General features: G+C 72.3%; 18 protein-coding genes. 9 read left to right on the top strand and 9 right to left on the bottom strand.

The window, feature by feature from the left end:
• The first annotated feature begins 54 nt into the window (after nt 1-54).
• Entirely contained in the window at nt 55-891 is an 837-nt protein-coding gene (locus AB3M81_RS06355) for a sulfurtransferase (protein WP_412903063.1), read from the top strand.
• Nucleotide 892: 1 nt separating this feature from the next.
• A complete protein-coding gene (locus AB3M81_RS06350) occupies nt 893-1651 on the top strand; it encodes a DUF429 domain-containing protein (protein WP_412903062.1) in 759 nt (252 codons plus the stop codon).
• 48 nt (nt 1652-1699) lie between these two features.
• On the opposite strand, the gene AB3M81_RS06345 is transcribed toward AB3M81_RS06350, so the two are convergent.
• The 4 genes from AB3M81_RS06345 to AB3M81_RS06330 all read right to left on the bottom strand — a co-directional run bounded on the left by AB3M81_RS06345 (nt 1700) and on the right by AB3M81_RS06330 (nt 6041).
• Nucleotides 1700-2644 carry a 3-carboxyethylcatechol 2,3-dioxygenase gene (locus AB3M81_RS06345; RefSeq protein ID WP_412903061.1) on the bottom strand — a complete coding sequence of 315 codons (945 nt, stop codon included), beginning with the start codon at nt 2642-2644 and terminating at the stop codon, nt 1700-1702.
• Complete coding sequence (gene mhpA, locus AB3M81_RS06340) at nt 2641-4368, bottom strand: bifunctional 3-(3-hydroxy-phenyl)propionate/3-hydroxycinnamic acid hydroxylase MhpA (RefSeq protein WP_412903060.1); 1728 nt, start codon at nt 4366-4368, stop codon at nt 2641-2643. The genes AB3M81_RS06345 and mhpA overlap by 4 nt, the downstream gene beginning before the upstream one ends.
• Before the next feature lie 10 nt (nt 4369-4378).
• Nucleotides 4379-5239, bottom strand: coding sequence for an alpha/beta fold hydrolase (locus AB3M81_RS06335; RefSeq protein WP_412903059.1), 861 nt, complete (start codon nt 5237-5239; stop codon nt 4379-4381).
• 118 nt (nt 5240-5357) lie between these two features.
• A complete protein-coding gene (locus AB3M81_RS06330) occupies nt 5358-6041 on the bottom strand; it encodes an IclR family transcriptional regulator (RefSeq protein WP_412903058.1) in 684 nt (227 codons plus the stop codon).
• A gap of 131 nt (nt 6042-6172) precedes the next feature.
• Here AB3M81_RS06330 and AB3M81_RS06325 point away from each other — a divergent pair, with 131 nt between their 5' ends.
• Genes AB3M81_RS06325 through AB3M81_RS06315 form a run of 3 tightly spaced genes read left to right on the top strand, consistent with a single transcriptional unit; the run spans nt 6173 to nt 9499 of the window.
• The gene (locus AB3M81_RS06325; RefSeq protein ID WP_412903057.1) at nt 6173-7558 is read left to right on the top strand and encodes an MFS transporter; all 1386 of its coding nucleotides are present in this window, start codon (nt 6173-6175) and stop codon (nt 7556-7558) included.
• Nucleotides 7555-7974 (top strand): PaaI family thioesterase, encoded by a 420-nt coding sequence (locus AB3M81_RS06320; protein ID WP_412903056.1) that lies wholly within the window; start codon nt 7555-7557, stop codon nt 7972-7974. The genes AB3M81_RS06325 and AB3M81_RS06320 overlap by 4 nt, the downstream gene beginning before the upstream one ends.
• Nucleotides 7975-8002: 28 nt before the next feature.
• Entirely contained in the window at nt 8003-9499 is a 1497-nt protein-coding gene (locus AB3M81_RS06315; RefSeq protein WP_412903055.1) for an acyl-CoA synthetase, read from the top strand.
• A 5-nt stretch (nt 9500-9504) separates the two neighbouring features.
• On the opposite strand, the gene AB3M81_RS06310 is transcribed toward AB3M81_RS06315, so the two are convergent.
• Nucleotides 9505-10272, bottom strand: a complete 768-nt coding sequence (locus AB3M81_RS06310) for an IclR family transcriptional regulator (RefSeq protein WP_412903054.1) — start codon at nt 10270-10272, stop codon at nt 9505-9507.
• Between the two features lie 69 nt (nt 10273-10341).
• Here AB3M81_RS06310 and AB3M81_RS06305 point away from each other — a divergent pair, with 69 nt between their 5' ends.
• From AB3M81_RS06305 to dmpG, 3 genes are read left to right on the top strand one after another with little or no spacing between them, the layout of a single operon-like run.
• Nucleotides 10342-11157 (top strand): 2-keto-4-pentenoate hydratase, encoded by an 816-nt coding sequence (locus tag AB3M81_RS06305; protein WP_412903053.1) that lies wholly within the window; start codon nt 10342-10344, stop codon nt 11155-11157.
• Nucleotides 11154-12095, top strand: coding sequence for an acetaldehyde dehydrogenase (acetylating) (locus AB3M81_RS06300; RefSeq protein ID WP_412903052.1), 942 nt, complete (start codon nt 11154-11156; stop codon nt 12093-12095). The genes AB3M81_RS06305 and AB3M81_RS06300 overlap by 4 nt, the downstream gene beginning before the upstream one ends.
• Before the next feature lies 1 nt (nt 12096).
• Nucleotides 12097-13122 carry a 4-hydroxy-2-oxovalerate aldolase gene (dmpG, locus tag AB3M81_RS06295; RefSeq protein ID WP_412903051.1) on the top strand — a complete coding sequence of 342 codons (1026 nt, stop codon included), beginning with the start codon at nt 12097-12099 and terminating at the stop codon, nt 13120-13122.
• Nucleotides 13123-13365: 243 nt separating this feature from the next.
• Here the strand turns inward: dmpG and AB3M81_RS06290 are convergent, their stop codons facing one another.
• Together AB3M81_RS06290 and AB3M81_RS06285 are read right to left on the bottom strand one after the other, a co-directional pair.
• Entirely contained in the window at nt 13366-14529 is a 1164-nt protein-coding gene (locus tag AB3M81_RS06290; RefSeq protein ID WP_412903050.1) for an alpha-hydroxy-acid oxidizing protein, read from the bottom strand.
• A gap of 77 nt (nt 14530-14606) precedes the next feature.
• Complete coding sequence (locus tag AB3M81_RS06285) at nt 14607-15656, bottom strand: FUSC family protein (RefSeq protein ID WP_412903049.1); 1050 nt, start codon at nt 15654-15656, stop codon at nt 14607-14609.
• A gap of 78 nt (nt 15657-15734) precedes the next feature.
• Here AB3M81_RS06285 and AB3M81_RS06280 point away from each other — a divergent pair, with 78 nt between their 5' ends.
• Nucleotides 15735-16316, top strand: coding sequence for a UdgX family uracil-DNA binding protein (locus AB3M81_RS06280; protein WP_412903048.1), 582 nt, complete (start codon nt 15735-15737; stop codon nt 16314-16316).
• Nucleotides 16317-16323: 7 nt separating this feature from the next.
• On the opposite strand, the gene AB3M81_RS06275 is transcribed toward AB3M81_RS06280, so the two are convergent.
• On the bottom strand, nt 16324-16974 hold the full coding sequence (locus tag AB3M81_RS06275) for a GAF and ANTAR domain-containing protein (protein ID WP_412903047.1): 651 nt from the start codon (nt 16972-16974) through the stop codon (nt 16324-16326).
• Nucleotides 16940-17437: an STAS domain-containing protein gene (locus AB3M81_RS06270; RefSeq protein WP_412903046.1), complete on the bottom strand. Its 498-nt coding sequence runs from the start codon at nt 17435-17437 to the stop codon at nt 16940-16942. Before AB3M81_RS06270 ends, AB3M81_RS06275 begins: the two co-directional genes overlap by 35 nt.
• Nucleotides 17438-17448 lie beyond the last annotated feature (11 nt).

Raw genomic sequence — 17448 nt, 5'->3', positions numbered from 1 at the left:
GTCGCCAGATGAGACGGGGCGGCGGCTCGCACGACGCGACCTAGGCTCGATCGCATGACCGCCTCGCACCCCCGTCTCGTGGACGCCCAGTGGGTCCACGAGCGCCTCGACGACCCCACGATCCGCATCGTCGACGCCACCGTCCACCTCTCCTTCGACGAGGACGGCCGGCACGAGGAGTCCGGGCGCGCGACCTACCGCGAGGGCCACCTCCCGGGCGCGACGTTCGCCGACCAGCTCATCGACCTGAACGATCACGACGGCGAGGCGCCGTTCGCGGTCGCGTCGTCCGAGCGGTTCGCCGAGGTCGTCGGTGGCCTCGGCGTCGGTGACGAGCACACCGTCGTCGTCTACGACCACGTCAACGGCATCTGGGCCACGCGCCTGTGGTGGCAGCTCACCCTCGAGGGCCACGACGACGTCGTCGTCCTCGACGGCGGCCTGCAGGCGTGGCAGGACGCCGGCTTCCGCGTCGAGACGGGCGACGCCACGTACCCGGCCGCCACGTTCACGGCCTCGCGCCGCTCGGAACGGGTCGTCGGCACCCCCGTGGTCGAGGCGGCCACGCAGGACTCCTCGGTGCTGCTGATCAACGCGCTCGACCGCGACTCGTTCGCCGGTGGCCGCATCCCCGGCAGCGTGAACGTGCCGTTCCCCGAGCTCTTCGACGAGCAGGGCCGCCTGCGCAGCCTCGACGAGCTGCGCGAGATCCTGCAGTCCGTCGGCGCCCTCGATCCCGGCGTCACGCCGGTGACCTACTGCGGCGGGGGCATCGCTGCGACCACCGTCGCGTTCGCGCTGAACCTGCTGGGCCGCGAGGACGTGGCCGTCTACGACGGCTCCCTCAACGCCTGGACCGCCGACCCGGAGCACGCCCTCGAGAAGGACTGACGTGCCGCCTGTCTCAGATGCGACGATCGGGATCGACCTCGCCGCCGAACCGCGCAAGACTGCCGCGGTCCGGCTGGCGTGGCACGACGGCAAAGCCGGAGCCACGGTCGAGTCCGTCGAGGTTGGCCTGGACGACCGCGCGCTGCTGGCCCACCTCCGCACGGGCGTGACGAAGGTCGGCATTGACTGCCCGTTCGGCTGGCCCCGGACGTTCGTGGACCTGGTGAGCGGCCACGCCGCCGGTGCCCACGACTTCGCCCCGGACCCCGAGCCAGGCTGGCGCCGTGACTACTACCTGCGGCGCACGGACCGGTACGTCGCGCGGGAGCACGGGGTCACGCCGCTCAGCGTGGCCGCGGACCGTATCGCCCATCCCGCGATCCGGCTCGCGTACCTCTTCGGCGAGCTGGGCCGGACCGGCGAGCGTCCTGCCCTGGACGGCTCGGGTCGACTCGCCGAGGTGTATCCCGGCGTCGCCCTCCGCCGGTGGGGCCTTGAGCGTCGCGGTTACAAGAAGGATCCAGACCTGCGGGGCGACCTGCTCGCCAACCTGCGCGAGACCGTGTCGCTGAAGATCGAGGCGGACGACGAGCGGGCGCTCGCAGAGTCGGACGACGCTTTCGACGCGCTGGTGTGCGCGCTGGTCGCACGGGCGATCGTCCGGGCCGGGACGGAGCCGGTGCCCGAGGACGAGCGCGAGGCCGCCCGTGAGGAAGGCTGGATCCACGTCCCCAACGGCGACCTGCGCGACCTGTCGTGAACGTCGCCGGCCCGGCCCCCTGGGGGCCGGGCCGGTGTCGCGGCGTCGTCAGTCGACCGTGCGGGCGGTCATGACGCCGAAGCCGGCGATGTACTCCTTGATGGGCCGGTAGTACGACGAGGTGACCTCGTACGCGCCGGACTCGGCCAGGGCCGCGAACGCGGCGACCCACGTGCGGACCTCGTGCGCCGAGTTGCCGGCGTCCTGCGCCATCTGCTCGGGGGTCATCGCGTCGATGGGGGAGAGGGTCCCGGACGCGAACACGTCCATGAGGGCGCGGTCCCACTCGGGGTTGAGGTCCCGGATCGTCGCGGTGCCTGCGGCGAACGCGCGACCCGTGTCGATGACGCGCTGCTGGCGGGCGTCGCGCGCCGCGGCGGTGGGGTGCCGCCCGTCGAGCAGCATGGCGCGCTGCTCCTCGGTCGCCGTGGCCCACTGCGGCACCGGCGGATCGTGCGAGAGGCCGCCCGAGCCGATCACCAGGACGCGCTCGTCCTCGAGCGTCGCCAGGTACGAGCCGATCGCCTCGCCGAGCCGGCGGACGCGCGACATCTTCACGAACGGCTGGGCGACGCCGTTGACGTAGACCGGCACGGTGGGCACGGTGTCGATGCCGCCGAACAGGATCTCCAGCGGCTGGATCGCGCCGTGGTCGATCTCCATCCTGCGCGAGATCGCGATGTCGAGGTCGCGCTCGGCGACCCACTGGGCGAGCCGCTCGGACACCTCGGTGGGCACGTCGAGCGGGCCCGCGGTGGTGCCGTAGTCGCCGACGCCCAGCGCCTCGTAGCCGATGCAGAACGGCGGCATGATGTCGTAGAAGAAGCCGTTGTAGTGGTCCGGCGCGAACGACACGACGAGCGTCGGGTCGTAGTCGCGGACGAACGCGCGCGCGGTCGCGAACGCGCCGTCGACCTCGGCCTTGATCTCGGGTGCCGGGTCGTTGAACTCCAGCAGCGGGCTGTGCGACATGCACACCAGGGCGACGCTCATGGGAGCACTCCGTTCTTCGAGGGGGCGGGGACGAGGGAGCCGGCGGCGGCGACCGCGGCGAGGGCCTGCGAGGCCTGCTGGTTGAGAGCGGCCGCCGCGATGAACCGGTCCGGGCGCAGGATCACGAGGCCGCACGCGCGGACGTCGAACCAGCGCTTGAGGGCACCGGACGTGTCGCCGACGACGGTGACCGGCGCGGGGGAGTCGGCGTACTCCTTCTCGGCCCACTCGCGCTGCGTCTCCGGAACGAACGACAGCAGCCGGATGCCGTGGCGGCGGACCAGGTCGAGGTCGGCGGGCGAGAGGAAGCGCGTCGGGTTCGTGCCCCACGTCGCCAGCGCCCACCAGTCGCCGGTCACGTCGTCGAGCAGCAGGTGGCGGCCCTCGGCCGTGTGGACCCGCGGCTGGATGAACTGCAGGCCGACGGGGGAGGCCTCGCCGGCGGAGTCGACGAACGGCGCGAGCGGCGCGTCCTTGAACGAGGCGCGGGCGGTGCCCGGCTCGAGGCTCACCTGGTCGACCACGACGCCGGCGGCGTAGCGCGGCATGGGCTTGAAGCGCAGCTCGGTGAAGTACGACTTCCACTTCGGCACGAGGTTGAGCGCCGACGCGGCCCGGTCGCGGACCCAGCCGCCGAACGGCTTCATCTTCATGATCGAGCCGGCGGCCATGTTGACGTCGATCATGTCCGCGACGTGCTTGTGGCGCTCGACCGTGTACGTGTCCAGCAGGGCGTCGCCGGCGTCGCCGCGGAGCACCGCGGTGAGCTTCCACGCGAGGTTCGTCGCGTCGCGCACGCCCGAGTTCCAGCCCTGGCCCAGCCACACCGGCATGAGGTGCGCGGCGTCGCCGGCGAGGAAGACGTTGCCCTGGCGGAACGACGTGGCGACCCGGCCGTGATGGGTGAACGTGCGCTGGTTGATGAACTCCAGCGACGCGGGGTCCGGCACGAACCGGCTCAGCAGCCCGTTCATGAACGCGCGGTCCTCGGCCAGCTCGGCGGGCTCGTCATCGTGCAGCATGAACTCCCAGCGGCGGATGCCCTGCGGCAGGCCGATGGAGACGTACGGGCGCTTCGGGTCGGCGCCCAGGTACACGTTCGGCGCGCCGATCGGGTCGTCGAGGACGTCCACGACGACCCACCGGGTCGAGGGGGACTTGCCCTCGAACGCCACGCCCATCCACTTGCGGGTGAACGAGCTGCCGCCCTCGCAGCCCACGACGTACCGGGCCGAGACCTCGACGGAGCCGGTGACCACGCCGTCGGCGTCGACCTGCTCGGCCCTGGCCATTACGTGGTCGCCGCGGTCCTCGAGGGCGACGACGCGGTGGCCGAACCGCAGCTCCGTGCCGGGGAAGCGGCGCAGGCCCGCCGCCAGCTCACGGTCGACGACCGGCTGGTTGAAGCCGTGCTTGCGCGGGAAGCCGAACTCCTGCGTCTGCGGGTCGTTCGTCGCCAGCACCTGGCCCTCGCCGTTGACGAGGCGCACGACGTGGTGGGGGACCGTGAACTGCTCGATCCGCTCCCACAGCCCGGCGGTGCGCAGGGTGCGGATGGCCTCGTCGTCGAGGCCGACGCCGCGGGGATAGTCGATGAGCTCGGTGCGCGCCTCGAGCACGAGGGCGCGATGGCCGCGCACGCCGAGCAGGTTGGCCAGCGTGAGGCCGACGGGGCCGGCGCCGATGACGAGGACGTCGGTGTCCAGGGCGGGGGTCGTGGTCATCGCATCCGCCTCAGTTGTTGCGCAGGAAGTCGACGACGAGGCGGTTGAACTCCTCGGCGTGCTCGATCATGGCCCAGTGGCCGCAGCGGTTGAGCAGCACGGCGCGCGAGTTCGGGATGTTCGCCAGCAGGAACAGCGTGACCTCGAAGTGCAGGACGCGGTCGTCCTTGCCGTGGATCAGCAGCGCGGGCGCCTCGATCTCGCGGATCCGCTCACGGTCGACACGGATCGGGATGGGGGCGCCGTGGGCGAGGCCCTCGACGTAGTTCCGCAGGTGGTCGGGCCGGGCGAGCGCGGCGTCCGACCGCGCCTTCGTCAGCTCGGGCGTGGCGAAGCGCGCCTTGTCGTACGTCATGATCTCGACGAGCGCCTTCATGTTCTCGGGGCTGGCGTCCTTGTAGGCGCGCACGATCGTCTTGAGGCCCTCGCTGGGGCCGTCGCCCGCACCGAACAGGCTGGCCTGACCGCGGCCGAGCGACGCGCCCATCGTGACCAGGTGCGTGATGCGCTCGGGGTGCAGTGTCGCGAACCGCACGGCGGTGTGGGCGCCCATCGAGTTCCCGACCAGCGCGGCGGCCTCGATGCCGAGTGCGTCGAGCAGCTCGACGAGGTCGCGGTCGTGGTCCATGTCCTTGGTCGCGACGGCGTCCGAGCCGCCCCAGCCGGGCATGTCGGGCGCCAGGACGCGGAAGCCCGCGTCGGCGATCGCGCCGATGTTGCCCGAGAAGTTCGACCAGCCGGTGGCGCCGGGGCCCGAGCCGTGCAGCAGCACGACGGGCGTCGCGTGGGCGTCGCCGGCCTCGTAGTAGCGCACGTGGGTGCCCGAGGGGAGCGTGATGTCGCGCGCGGCGGATTCCTGGGTGAGGGGCATGAAGATCGGCTCCTGTGTGCTTTATTTACACCTGCATAGGCGATATCTACACATGTGACTCAGGCCATAGGAGCATTCCCCGCCGACGGTTGTCAAGACGGGGGCGTGTAGCGAGGGGTCAGCGCAGGGCGTCCGAGATGCGCTCGGCCGCGTCCATGAGGACGGGGGCCGCGGAGTCCGCGATCTCCTCGCGGTATGTGATGAGGTTGAGGCACGCGACGGGCAGTCCGTCGGTGTGCCGCAGTGGCACGGCGACCCCGTACGCGCCGGGCTCGACCTCGCCGAACGTGGCGGCGTAGCCCTGCTCGCGTGCCGTGCGGACCGCCTCGGTCTCGCGCGGTGCGGCGGCCTGCGCGGCCAGCAGGGCGACGCCCGCCGAGCCGCGCCCGAGGGGATGCCGGCTGCCCGTGCGGAACGACAGCACGTAGGCCGACGACGGCGGCTCGATGACCGCGAGGGCGACAGCCTCGTCACCCTCGACGACGAGCAACGAGATCGTCGCGCCCAGCTTGGCCGCGAGCTCGCGCATGACGGGCTCGGCGGCGGCGCGCAGCGAGGCGTGGATGCCGACCGCGAGCGCGGCCAGTCCGGCGCCCGCGCGGTAGCGCCCGTCGGCGCCGCGGACCGCGAGCCTCGCCTCCGCGAGGGTCGACAGCAGGCGGGAGGCGATCGAGCGGTGGACGCCCAGCTCGGCGGCGATCTCCTGGATGGAGGCGCCGTCCGCCGCCTGGGCCACGAGCTCCAGGGCGCGCAGGCCCCGCGCCAGGGTCTGGGAGCCGGGGGCCGGTCGTGTCTCGCTCATCGTGGCTCAGCGTAGACGACGAGCTTGATCCGGATGTGGCGCTTGACACGCCGGTGTGACGGGGGACACCATCTATCCATATTTACACGTCAGCGTGCGTTAAGTGCACGCTTCACCACCTAGGGGTCCCCATGGAACTCACCGACGCCATCCGGCGCAATCCGATGACATCGTTCCAATGGGTCATCGTCAGCGTGTGCATCCTGCTGACGATGGTCGACGGCTACGAGATCCTCGTGACCGCGTTCACGCTGCCCGCGCTGACCGAGCACTTCGGCCTCACGCCGACCGAGCAAGGCTTGGTCGCCTCGTTCGGCACGCTCGGCATGGGCATCGGCGCCGTCGTGCTCAGCCCGCTCGCCGACCGCGTCGGCCGTCGCCGGCACATCCTGGCGTCGCTCGCGCTCATCGTCGTCGGCATGACGGCCACGGGCCTGGTCACCACGTTCGAGCAGTTCCTCGCCGGGCGCTTCTTCAGTGGCCTGTTCCTGGGTGCCATCATCCCCAGCATCAACGTCCTCGTCGCGGAGTACTCGAACCAGAAGCGCCGCGGCGCCGTGATGGGCGTGTACGGCATCGGCCTGCCGCTCGGCGCGGCCCTGGGCGGGTTCCTGTCGGTCGCGCTGATCGACGCGTTCACGTGGCGCGGGCCCTACTTCTTCTCCGCGATCGTCACCGCGGTGCTGGCGCTCGTGGCCCTCGTCGCGCTGCCGGAGTCGGTCGACTTCCTCGTGCAGAAGCGGCCCAAGGGCGCCCTCGCCGCGTACAACCGCATCGCGGCGCGCATCGGCGCGAACCAGGTGACGAAGCTTCCCGTCCCGGTGGGCGCCGCGCCGGTCAAGGGTGCGTTCGTGCGCAGTGTCTTCACCGGCCGCATGCTCCCGCGCACGATCCTGCTGTGGATCGCGTACGCGCTGGTCATCGCCTCGTTCTACTTCGCCAACGGCCTCACGGCCAAGCTCGTGGCCGAGACGACCGGCAACGCCGACTTCGGCATCAAGGCCCAGTCGATGGTCGCCGGCGGCGGCGTCGTGGGCGCCCTGCTGTTCTCGCTGGCCGCTCGCCGATTCCACCCGCGCGTCGTCACGGCCGCGCTCGGCATCGTCGGCTTCGCGGTCTTCGTGGCCTTCGCGTCCTTCTTCGACCACCGCACCATGGTGCTCGTGCTGGCCGTCATGGTCGGCCTGGCGGTCAACGGCAGCGTCGCGGCGTACTACGCCATCAGCCCGTCGATCTACCCGCTGGCGGTCCGGGCCGCCGCCGTGGGCCTCATGATGGGCGCCGGCCGTGCGGTCGCGTTCTTCGCGCCGAACATGGCCACGTTCCTGCAGGAGCGCGGCTTCACGCCGGGTGAGCTGTACAACCTCTACGGCGCGATCCTCGCCCTCTCGGGCGTCGCGATCCTGCTGCTGCACGCCACGTACCGCGGCGCCGACCAGCGCGACGCGATGGACGTCGAGGCCGCGGTCGCCGACGAGGCGCACGACCGCCGTGTCGCCGAGGCGGCCGCCCGGTGAGTCCCGTCGGCGTGGTGGGCGACCTCGAGCGCGTGCGCGACCTGCTCGCGCGTGACGCCGGGGCCGCCCGGCACGGCATCGAGGTGATCGAGGCCGCCGACGACGAGGTCGTGCTGGCGATGACGGTCCGCGCCGACATGCTCAACCCGGGCGGCACGTGCCACGGCGGCGTGCTGTTCCTGCTGGGCGACACGGCGGTCGGCCAGGCGGCCAGCGCCGCGGGCGCCGTCGTCGTCACGACCTCGGCCACGATCACCTACCTCGCCCCGGCGCGAGACGGCGACGTGCTGCACGCACACGCCCGTCCCGTCCACGACGGCGGCCGCAGCGGTGTGGTCGACGTCGAGATCCGCACCGCCGCGGGCTCGCCCGTCGCGCTCGTCCGCGGCCACGTGCTGCGGCCCGCGCCTCGCTGAGCACCGCACCGACTCCCGGAGGAGACCCATGTCCCTGTCCCACATCGCGCTGGGCACCTGGTTCACCGCTCGCGCCGACCGCACGCCGGACCGGCGGGCCCTGACGTTCGAGGGCCGCACGGCCACGTTCCGCGAGGTCGCCGACCGCGTCGAGCGGTTCGCGGCGGTGCTCGCGGACGGCGGCGTCACGCCGGGCGACCGCGTGGCGTTCCTGGGCTTCAACCAGCCCGCGGCGCTCGAGGTCCTCATGGCGGCGGCGCGACTCGGGGCGGTGTACGTATCGCTGAACCACCGCCTCGCCGCCGAGGAGATCGGGTTCGTGCTGCGCGACGCGGGCGTGCACACGGCGGTCGTGGACGCCGACCACGCGCCGACGCTCGCCGCGGCGTCCTTCGCGGGCCGGCTGCTCGTGGTGGGGGAGGGCTACGACGAGGCGATCGCGGCGGCCGCGCCGCTCGCGCAGCACCCCGTGGTGCAGCCCGACGACCTGGCGATCCTCATGTACACGTCCGGCACGACGGGCACGCCGAAGGGCGTCATGCTCAGCCACGCGAACCTGTGGTGGAGCACCGCCAACCTGGCCACGCAGTTCGACGTCCTGCGCGACGACGTGACGCTCACGATGGCGCCGCTGTTCCACATCGCGGGGCTCAACGTCACGACGCTCAGCACGTGGCTGCACGGCGGCGAGGTCGTCCTGCACCGCTCGTTCGACGTCGACCGCGTCCTGGACGACATCGCGCGCTACGGCGTCACCACGGTCTTCGGCGTGCCGGCGATGTTCGGGATGATCGAGCGCTCGCCGCGTTTCGCCGACGCCGACCTCGGCACGGTCCGCATGGCGATCTGCGGCGGCGCGCCCGTGCCGGAGTCGCTGCTGCGCAGCTGGCTCGACAAGGGCATCGCGATGCTCCAGGGGTACGGCCTGACCGAGACGGCTCCGGCCGCGAGCTTCCTCAGCGCCGACCAGGCGCTGGCCAGGCTCGGGTCGGCCGGCCGCCCGCCGCTGTACGTCGACCTCAAGCTCGACGACGGCGGCCGCCCGGTCACCGAGCCGTTCGAGCGCGGCGAGATCTGCCTGCGCGGCGCGAACGTCACACGCGGCTACTGGAACCGGCCCGACGCGACGGCCGAGGCGATCGACGCCGACGGCTGGTTCCACACCGGCGACGTCGGCTACCGCGACGAGGACGGCTACCTGTTCGTCGTCGACCGGCTGAAGGACATGGTGATCTCCGGCGGCGAGAACATCTACCCGGCCGAGGTCGAGAACGTGCTCTACCAGCACCCCGCGATCCTCGAGGTGGCCGTCGTCGGCCTGCCCGACGAGGAGTGGGGCGAGACGGTGGCGGCGTTCGTCGTGCTGCAGGAGGACGCGTCGCTGACCCTCGAGGAGCTGCGCGCGTTCGCCGGCGAGCGCCTCGCGCGCTACAAGCTGCCGCGCCGCCTCGAGGTGGTCCCGCTGCTCCCGCGCAATGCGAGCGGCAAGGTCCAGAAGCCGCACCTGCGCACGCAGGTGTGCTGACCGCGTCAGCGCGGCCGGCGGGCGAGCGTCGAGCCGAGCCCCGTGGCCGCGGCCCGCACGGCGGCGACGTGCGCCTCGGGACGGAACCGCCCGACCGGACCGGTGACGCTGATCGCCGCGACGGTCGTGCGGCCGTCGGCCTCCAGGACCGGAGCCGCGACGCACAGCAGGCCGGGCGTGGACTCCTCGCGCTCGAACGCGACGCCGGTCTCCAGCACGCGGGTCAGCTGCTGCTCGAGCATCCCCGGCGCGACGATCGTGTGCGGCGTGCGCCGCTCGAGCGGACTCGTCAGCACCTCGGTGCGCAGCTCGGGGTCGGCGTGCGCGAGCAGCACCTTGCCGATGGCGGTGCAGTGCATCGGCATGCGGCCGCCCGTGCGGGACGGTGCCTTGGCCTGGCGGTGGCCGCCGATCTTGGCGACGTAGACGACCTCGTGCCCCTCGCGCACGCCCAGGTGGACCGTCTCGTGGGTGCGCTCGTAGAGGTCCTGCAGGAACGGCATCGCGAGCTCGAGCAGGGTCCGCTCGGCCGAGGCGCGCAGCCCGAGCTCGAACAGCCCGCCGGACAGGCGGTACCCGCGCGGCGTCTTGTCGAGCAGCCGGTGCTCGACGAGGTCCCCGGCGACGCGGTGCAGCGTGCCCTTCGCCAGCCCGGTACGCCGGGCGAGCTCGGCCAGGGGCAGCACGCGGTCGTCGGCGCCGAACGCGCGCAGGATCGCGACGGCCTTGCCCAGGACGGTGTCCAGGGCGGTCACGTGCGGATCGTCGGGCACACGATCAGCGTACCGCTCAGTGGAACGAATGCGTGGACTCCGGGATGACCCGGAAGAGAGGCTGAAACCATGACAGAGACCCCCTCGACCGTCGATCCCGCGGTCATCACCGAGGCCGCGGCGTGGCTGCGCCGTGCAGACGAGACGCGCACCCCGATCCCGCCGGTGCGCACCCTCATCGGCGCCGACGACATCGACGCCGCGTACGCCGTCCAGCGGGTCAACATCGAGCAGCGCCTCGCGCAGGGCCGCACGGTCGTGGGCCGCAAGATCGGCCTGACCTCCGAGGCCGTCCAGGCCCAGCTCGGCGTCGACCGCCCCGACTTCGGCGTGCTCCTCGACGACATGGCCTACTCCGACGGCGACCTCATCGCGCACGACGCGGTGCTGCAGCCCAAGGCCGAGGCCGAGGTGGCGTTCGTGCTCGCGCGGGACCTCGCGGACGGCGAGCTCGACCACGCGCAGGTCAGCGCCGCGATCGGCCACGCCGTCGCCGCGATCGAGGTGTGCGGCAGCCGCGTCGCCGACTGGGACATCACGTTCGGCGACACGGTGGCCGACAACGCCTCGGCCGGCGTCTACGTCCTCGGCTCCGAGCGTCGGACGCTCGACGAGGTGACCCCGCGCGACGTCGCCATGTCGATGACGATCAACGGCGACGAGGTCTCCACCGGCACCGGCGCCGCGTGCCTGGGCGACCCGCTCGAGGCGGTCGTGTGGCTCGCCCGCACGGCCCGCGACCTGGGTGAGCCGCTGCGCGCCGGCCAGGTCGTCCTGTCCGGAGCCCTCGGCCCCATGCGCCCCGTGGCGCCGGGCGACGAGGTCGTCGTCACCATCACCGGCCTGGGCAGCGTCTCGGCCACGTTCAGCAAGGAGCAGGCATGAGCACGAAGGTCGCCATCATCGGCTCGGGCAACATCGGCACCGACCTCATGATCAAGGTGCTGCGCTCGCGGCACCTGGAGATGGGCGCGATGGTCGGCATCGACCCCGAGTCCGACGGCCTCGCCCGCGCCGCCGCCAAGGGCGTCCCGATCACCCACGAGGGCGTCGAGGGGCTGACCCGCCTCCCCGGCTTCGACGAGATCGAGATCGTCTTCGACGCCACGTCGGCGAAGGCCCACGAGCACAACGCGTCGGTCCTCGCGCCGCTCGGCAAGCGCCTCGTCGACCTCACGCCGGCCGCGATCGGGCCGTACGTCGTGCCCGCGGTCAACCTCGAGGAGCACCTCGACGCGCCGAACGTGAACATGGTGACCTGCGGCGGCCAGGCGACGATCCCCGTCGTCGCGGCGATCAGCCGCGTCGCGCCCGTGGCCTACGCCGAGATCGTCGCGTCGATCGCCTCGCGCAGCGCCGGTCCCGGCACGCGCGCCAACATCGACGAGTTCACCGAGACGACCTCGTCGGCGATCGAGCAGGTCGGCGGCGCGGGCCGCGGCAAGGCGATCATCATCCTCAACCCGGCCGAGCCGCCGCTCATCATGCGCGACACCGTGCTGGCCCTCGTCGAGGCGCCCGAGGCCGAGACCCGCGAGCGGATCGTCGACTCCATCGAGAAGATGATCGGCGACGTCGCGGCCTACGTGCCCGGCTACCGGCTCAAGCAGCAGGTCCAGGTCACCGAGGTGCCCGCGGACCAGCCCGTCGAGACGCTCGTGCCCGCCGGCGCGACCCGGCCCACCCACCAGGTCTCGGTGTTCCTCGAGGTCGAGGGCGCCGCTGACTACCTCCCCGCGTACGCCGGCAACCTCGACATCATGACCTCGGCCGCGCTGCAGATGGCCGAGCGCGTCGCCGCCTCGAAGAGCCAGGAGAACTGACGTGAGCACCCCCATCTTCGTCCAGGACGTCACCCTGCGTGACGGCATGCACGCCGTCCGCCACCGCATCACGCCCGAGGACGTCAAGCGCATCGTCGTGGCCCTCGACGAGGCCGGCGTGGACGCGATCGAGGTCGCGCACGGCGACGGCCTCGCCGGCGGCTCGCTCAACTACGGCCCCGGCTCGCACACCGACTGGGAGTGGATCGAGGCCGCCGCGTCGGTGCTGCAGAACGCGCGCCTGACGACGCTGCTGCTGCCGGGCGTCGGCACGATCCACGAGCTGCAGCGTGCCTGGGACCTGGGCGTGCGCTCGGTCCGCGTTGCGACGCACTGCACCGAGGCGGACGTCTCGGCGCAGCACATCGAGACGGCGCGCGAGATCGGCATGGACGTCTCGGGCTTCCTCATGCTGTCGCACATGGCCGAGCCGGAGAAGCTCGCCCAGCAGGCGCGGCTCATGGAGTCGTACGGGGCGAACTGCGTCTACGTCACCGACTCCGGCGGCCGCCTGACGATGAAGGACGTCGCCGCCCGCGTGCGCGCCTACCGCGACGTCCTCGACGAGGGCACCGAGATCGGCATCCACGCCCACGAGAACCTGTCGCTGTCGGTGGCCAACTCGGTCGTCGCCGTCGAGAACGGCGTGACGCGCGTCGACGCCTCGCTGGCGGGCCACGGGGCCGGTGCCGGCAACTGCCCGCTGGAGGCGTTCATCGCCGTCGCCGACCTGTCGGGCTTCGAGCACCGCTGCGACCTGTTCAGGCTGCAGGACGCCGCCGACGACATCGTCCGGCCGCTGCAGGACCGCCCGGTCCGCGTCGACCGCGAGACGCTCACCCTCGGCTACGCCGGTGTCTACTCGTCCTTCCTGCGCCACGCCGAGCGGGCCTCGCAGCAGTACGGCGTCGACGTCCGGGACATCCTCATGGAGTGCGGCCAGCGCCGCCTCGTCGGCGGCCAGGAGGACATGATCGTCGACATCGCCCTCAACCTCGTGGCCGCGCGCACCGCGCAGTCCGCCTGACGGTTTCCCCGGTTAAGTAGGTTTCCTGTCACTTCACGAGGGTTGCGAACCTCGTGAAGTGCGGGTTTTCCACGCTCAGTGCCGCGGAGTGACCGACAGCCGGGATCGACGGTCGGTGGCAGCTCCTGACCGACCACGGGCGGCACTGAACGAGGTTCTCCCTCACTCAACGTGGATCGAAACCCACGTTGAGTGAGGGAGAACCTACTTAACCGGGGAAACCGACAGCCCCGGCCGAGCGACTCAGCCGATCGGGATGGTGCCGGCGGCGCGCAGGGCGGCGAGGTCGGCGTAGCCGTTGAGGCCCATCGTGAGGTCCATCTCGGCGAGCAGGCAGCGCAGCAGGTGCTCGATCGCCGGGGTGCCGCCGGTGGCCGCCGCGTACGCGTACGGACGGCCGATGCCGACGGCCGTGGCGCCCAACGCGAGGGCCTTCACCGCGTCGACGCCCGTCCGGACCCCGGAGTCGAACAGGACGGGAAGGTCGCCGGCCGCCTCGACGACGCCGGGGAGGAACTGCAGCGCGGGCGCCGAGGCCGCCTGGCGGCCGCCGTGGTTCGAGCAGTAGATGCCGTCCATGCCCGCGTCGGCCGCCCGCCGGGCGTCGTCGGGCGCGCAGATCCCCTTGAGCACGATGGGCAGGTCGGTGAGGCCGCGCAGCCACGCGAGGTCGTCCCACGTGAGCGTCGGGTCCCCGAACAGCCCGGCCCACGTCGCGACGGTGGTGAGCGGGTCCGAGCCCGCGGGGACCATCGACTGGAACACCGGGTCGCTCGTGTAGTTCGCCAGGCACAGGCCGCTCAGCTGTGGGAACGTCCCGTGCCGCAGGTCGCGGGGACGGTAGCCGAGGGTCCACGTGTCCAGCGTGACGACGAGCGCGCGGTACCCGGCCTGCTCGGCCCGCCGCACGAGGCTCTCGGCCAGCTCGCGGTTCCGGGGCGTGTAGAGCTGGAAGAACGCGGGCGTGTCCCCGCATTCCCGCGCCACGTCCTCGAGCGGGTCCTGCATGAGCGTCGATCCGATGAACGGCACGCCCGTCGCGGCCGAGGCACGGGCGGCCGCCAGGTCGCCGTGCCCGTCCTCGGTGCAGATCCCGATCACCCCGACCGGCGCCATGAGCAGCGGCGACGGCAGGTCGATGCCCCACAGCGAGATCGACAGGTCACGGTCCTGCGCGCCCGACAGCATGCGCGGCATCAGGCCGTGCCGCGCGAACGCGGCCACGTTGCCGTCCTGCGTCGCCTCGTCGCCGGCGCCGCCGACGACGTAGTCCCACACGTCCGCGGGGAGCGCCCGCTCGGCGCGGCGCGCCCACTCGTCGATGTGGAACGGGAACTCCGGCGGGGGAGCGTCTCCCAGCGATGACAGGTAGATGCCCAGCTGGTGGTCGCCGAAGTTGCCGGCCATGTGAACTCCCTCGTCACTCGTGCACCGGGGACCCGGCGCGTTGTCACGCTAGCCGCTCGCCGTCGCGGGCGGGCCGGTCACTCGAATGTGTCGAGGGCGCGGCGCAGCGCGAGCACGACGCTGTGCACGAGCATCTGCTCGTGCGTGCGAAACGACTGTGCCTCCAGCAGGCGGTTGAGCTCGGCGTCCGCCGCGGCCAGCTCGGGGTCGGGGTCGGCACCGTGGCCCTTGGCCTCGAGGGCGTCGGACACGCGCGCCATGGCGCGGGCGATCGGCTCGCGGACCTCGTCGGTCAGCGCCGCCTGCATCGACGGGTAGCCGGGCACGCCGTGGGGCCGCAGCACGAGGTCGCTGACGTCGGACACCAGCAGCGAGACCCGGTCGAGGGACTCGGCCTGCTGCGTGAGGACGTCGAGCGCCTGCCGGTGGCGGCGGGCGCGGGCGTTCGCGGTGAGGGACTCGTGCACGCGTGAGACCGCCCGCTGCATGTCCGCCCGGGCACGGCCGAGCTCGCCGTGCTCGCGGTGCCACTGCTCGAGGGTCGGCAGCTCGTACTGGACCATGAGCTCGGCCAGCTCACGCAGCTGCGCCGCCAGGACCGAGCGGGTTCGCGACACGGCGATCCGTGCGGGAGCCAGCGGCAGCGGGGGCGCCAGCATGTTGACCAGGATGCCGATGAGCGCGCCGAACAGGGTCAGGCCGCCGTACGCGCCGATGAACCCGGCCTCGCCGTGCCCGATGATGAGCGTGAAGACCGCGGCCGTCGGCGCCCAGCCGCCCATCGCGCCGAGCACGCGCCAGCCGGCCACGCTGACGGAAATCGCGACCACCAGACCGATCGTCAGCGCGGCGATGTCGTCGCCGACGACCAGGTCCACGGCCCACGCGATCACGCCGCCGACGACGATGGCTCCCACGGACTGGAGCGACTCGCGTACGGAGCCCGCCAGCGTGGACGTCGTCGCGATGATCGCGCCGAACGGGGCGTAGTACGGGTAGTCCTGCGAGCCCGGCACGAACCGCACGAGGATCCAGGCGATCGCGGACGCCACGGCCGCGCGCAGGGCCAGCGCGATCCGGGGATGGCTGGTCCAGTGGTCCAGGAGTCGTCGTCGTACGGCGTGCATCCGGTCCACCGTGCCACGGGCTCCCTGAGCCGGCACGTCGCGGGGTGAGCGCCGCGCGGGGCTGGGTACGTGCCCGTCGTGACGAAGCTGACCGAGCTGCGCGAGGAACTCCACGCGTGCCGCAACTGCGAGCTCTACCGCGACGCGACCCAGGCCGTGTTCTCCGTGGGCCGCGCGAGCGCGACCGTCATGCTCGTCGGCGAGCAGCCGGGCGACCGCGAGGACCTGGAGGGCGAGCCGTTCGTCGGCCCCGCCGGCCACGTGCTCGACGAGGCGCTCGAGCAGGCCGGCATCGCGCGCTCGGACGTCTACCTGACCAACGCGGTCAAGCACTTCCGCTTCGAGCGGCGCGGCAAGCGCCGAATTCACGAGAAGCCCGCCGTCAGCCACATCGAGGCCTGCCACCCGTGGCTCGAGGCCGAGCTCGCCGTCGTCCGGCCGCGCGTCGTCGTGTGCCTCGGCGCGACCGCCGGCCGATCCGTCCTGGGTCGCCCGGTGAAGGTCACGCAGGAGCGCGGCCGGCCCCTCGACGTCGACGCGCCGTACGAGGTCGTCGTGACGACGCACCCGTCGGCGCTGCTGCGGCTGCGGGACCGCGGGGACTACGCCGGCGAGCTGCGCCGTCTCGCGGACGACCTGGCGGTGGCGGCGGCCCTGTGAGCCCTCGTCAGTGACTGTCCTCGAGCGAGCTCGCGTCCTGGGCGAGGTCCGACGGGGCAGGCGTCCCGCGCAGGTTCCCGGTCTCGACGAGCTCCTGTGCGATGCGGCGCAGCTTGATGTTCGCATGCGAGCTGGTCCGCACCAGGACCCGGAACGCGGACGACGAGTCCAGCTTGTAGCGCTCCATGATGATGCCCACCGCCTGCCCGATCACGGTGCGGGCATCGAGCGCCCGCGTGAGGTGCGCCTGGGTCTCGGCGGAGGACACCGCGATGGCGATGTGTGCCGCCAGCGCCGTCGCCTCGTCCACGTCCGACGCGTCGAAGCCGTGCTTGCGGGTGGAGTACATGTTCATCCCCCCGAGCGTGTCCTCGAACGTGAAGAGCTGGACGCACAGGATGCTGTGGATCCCCTCGCGCTGGGCGACGCGCGGGCCCCAGACCGGCCAGCGAGGGTCGGCGGTCAGGTCGGCGGAGTGCACGACGCGCTCCTCCCACGCGGCGCGCAGGCACGGACCCTCACCGAGCTCGTTCTGCAGGGCGTCGGCCCGCAGCACGACCTCGTCGCTGCAGGCCGGCGTGGTGATGCCGCCGTCCTTCGTGGTGAGCGAGAGTCCGGCGAACTCACACCCGCGGATGTTCGAGAGGGTCAGCTGCACCGCCGTCTCCATGGTGGCGACGGGGTCGTTCGCGCTGTTCAGCTCCCGCGCCGCGCGCGCCAGCCGGTCGCTCAATGACTGTTGACTCATGGGCCCAGATCCTCTCCTCGGGAGCGGGGACGGACATCGTCACCGAGGCGTCCTGCGCCGTGAGGCGTGGCTGCGGCAGCAGCGCGCCGTATCCCGCGTGGCGGGCCACGAGCTCGTGGTAGCTGCCCGTGGAGACGAGGCTGAGGCCGCCGCCCCGGATCACGAGCCGGCGATGGACCTCGTGCAGCACGTGCAGGGTGCGGGTGTCGATGTACGTCACCTCCTCCACGTCGACCTCCACGCGGGTGCACCCGCGCAGAGCCAGGCACTCCAGCACGTCCGTCAGGTGGTCGACGGTGTTGGCGTCGAGGTCCCCGACGATGCGAAGCCGGCCCAGCGGCGGTTGACACGTGAACTCGAAATCGGTCTGCACTGCAGACTCCT

The sequence above is a fragment of the Aeromicrobium jepli genome, assembly GCF_047246605.1.
Lineage (GTDB): Bacteria > Actinomycetota > Actinomycetes > Propionibacteriales > Nocardioidaceae > Aeromicrobium.
This window is presented reverse-complemented; position numbering and strand designations above follow the sequence as displayed.

Bases quoted from the DNA above. Each gene is read 5' to 3' on its own strand.
- AB3M81_RS06305 (WP_412903053.1), top strand. From the start codon at position 10,342: ATGACAGAGACCCCCTCGACCGTCGATCCCGCGGTCATCACCGAGGCC.
- AB3M81_RS06325 (WP_412903057.1), top strand. From the start codon at position 6,173: ATGGAACTCACCGACGCCATCCGGCGCAATCCGATGACATCGTTCCAA.
- AB3M81_RS06285 (WP_412903049.1), bottom strand. From the start codon at position 15,656: ATGCACGCCGTACGACGACGACTCCTGGACCACTGGACCAGCCATCCC.
- AB3M81_RS06335 (WP_412903059.1), bottom strand. From the start codon at position 5,239: ATGCCCCTCACCCAGGAATCCGCCGCGCGCGACATCACGCTCCCCTCG.
- AB3M81_RS06330 (WP_412903058.1), bottom strand. From the start codon at position 6,041: ATGAGCGAGACACGACCGGCCCCCGGCTCCCAGACCCTGGCGCGGGGC.
- AB3M81_RS06300 (WP_412903052.1), top strand. From the start codon at position 11,154: ATGAGCACGAAGGTCGCCATCATCGGCTCGGGCAACATCGGCACCGAC.
- AB3M81_RS06315 (WP_412903055.1), top strand. From the start codon at position 8,003: ATGTCCCTGTCCCACATCGCGCTGGGCACCTGGTTCACCGCTCGCGCC.
- mhpA (WP_412903060.1), bottom strand. From the start codon at position 4,368: ATGACCACGACCCCCGCCCTGGACACCGACGTCCTCGTCATCGGCGCC.
- AB3M81_RS06355 (WP_412903063.1), top strand. From the start codon at position 55: ATGACCGCCTCGCACCCCCGTCTCGTGGACGCCCAGTGGGTCCACGAG.
- AB3M81_RS06290 (WP_412903050.1), bottom strand. From the start codon at position 14,529: ATGGCCGGCAACTTCGGCGACCACCAGCTGGGCATCTACCTGTCATCG.
- AB3M81_RS06345 (WP_412903061.1), bottom strand. From the start codon at position 2,644: ATGAGCGTCGCCCTGGTGTGCATGTCGCACAGCCCGCTGCTGGAGTTC.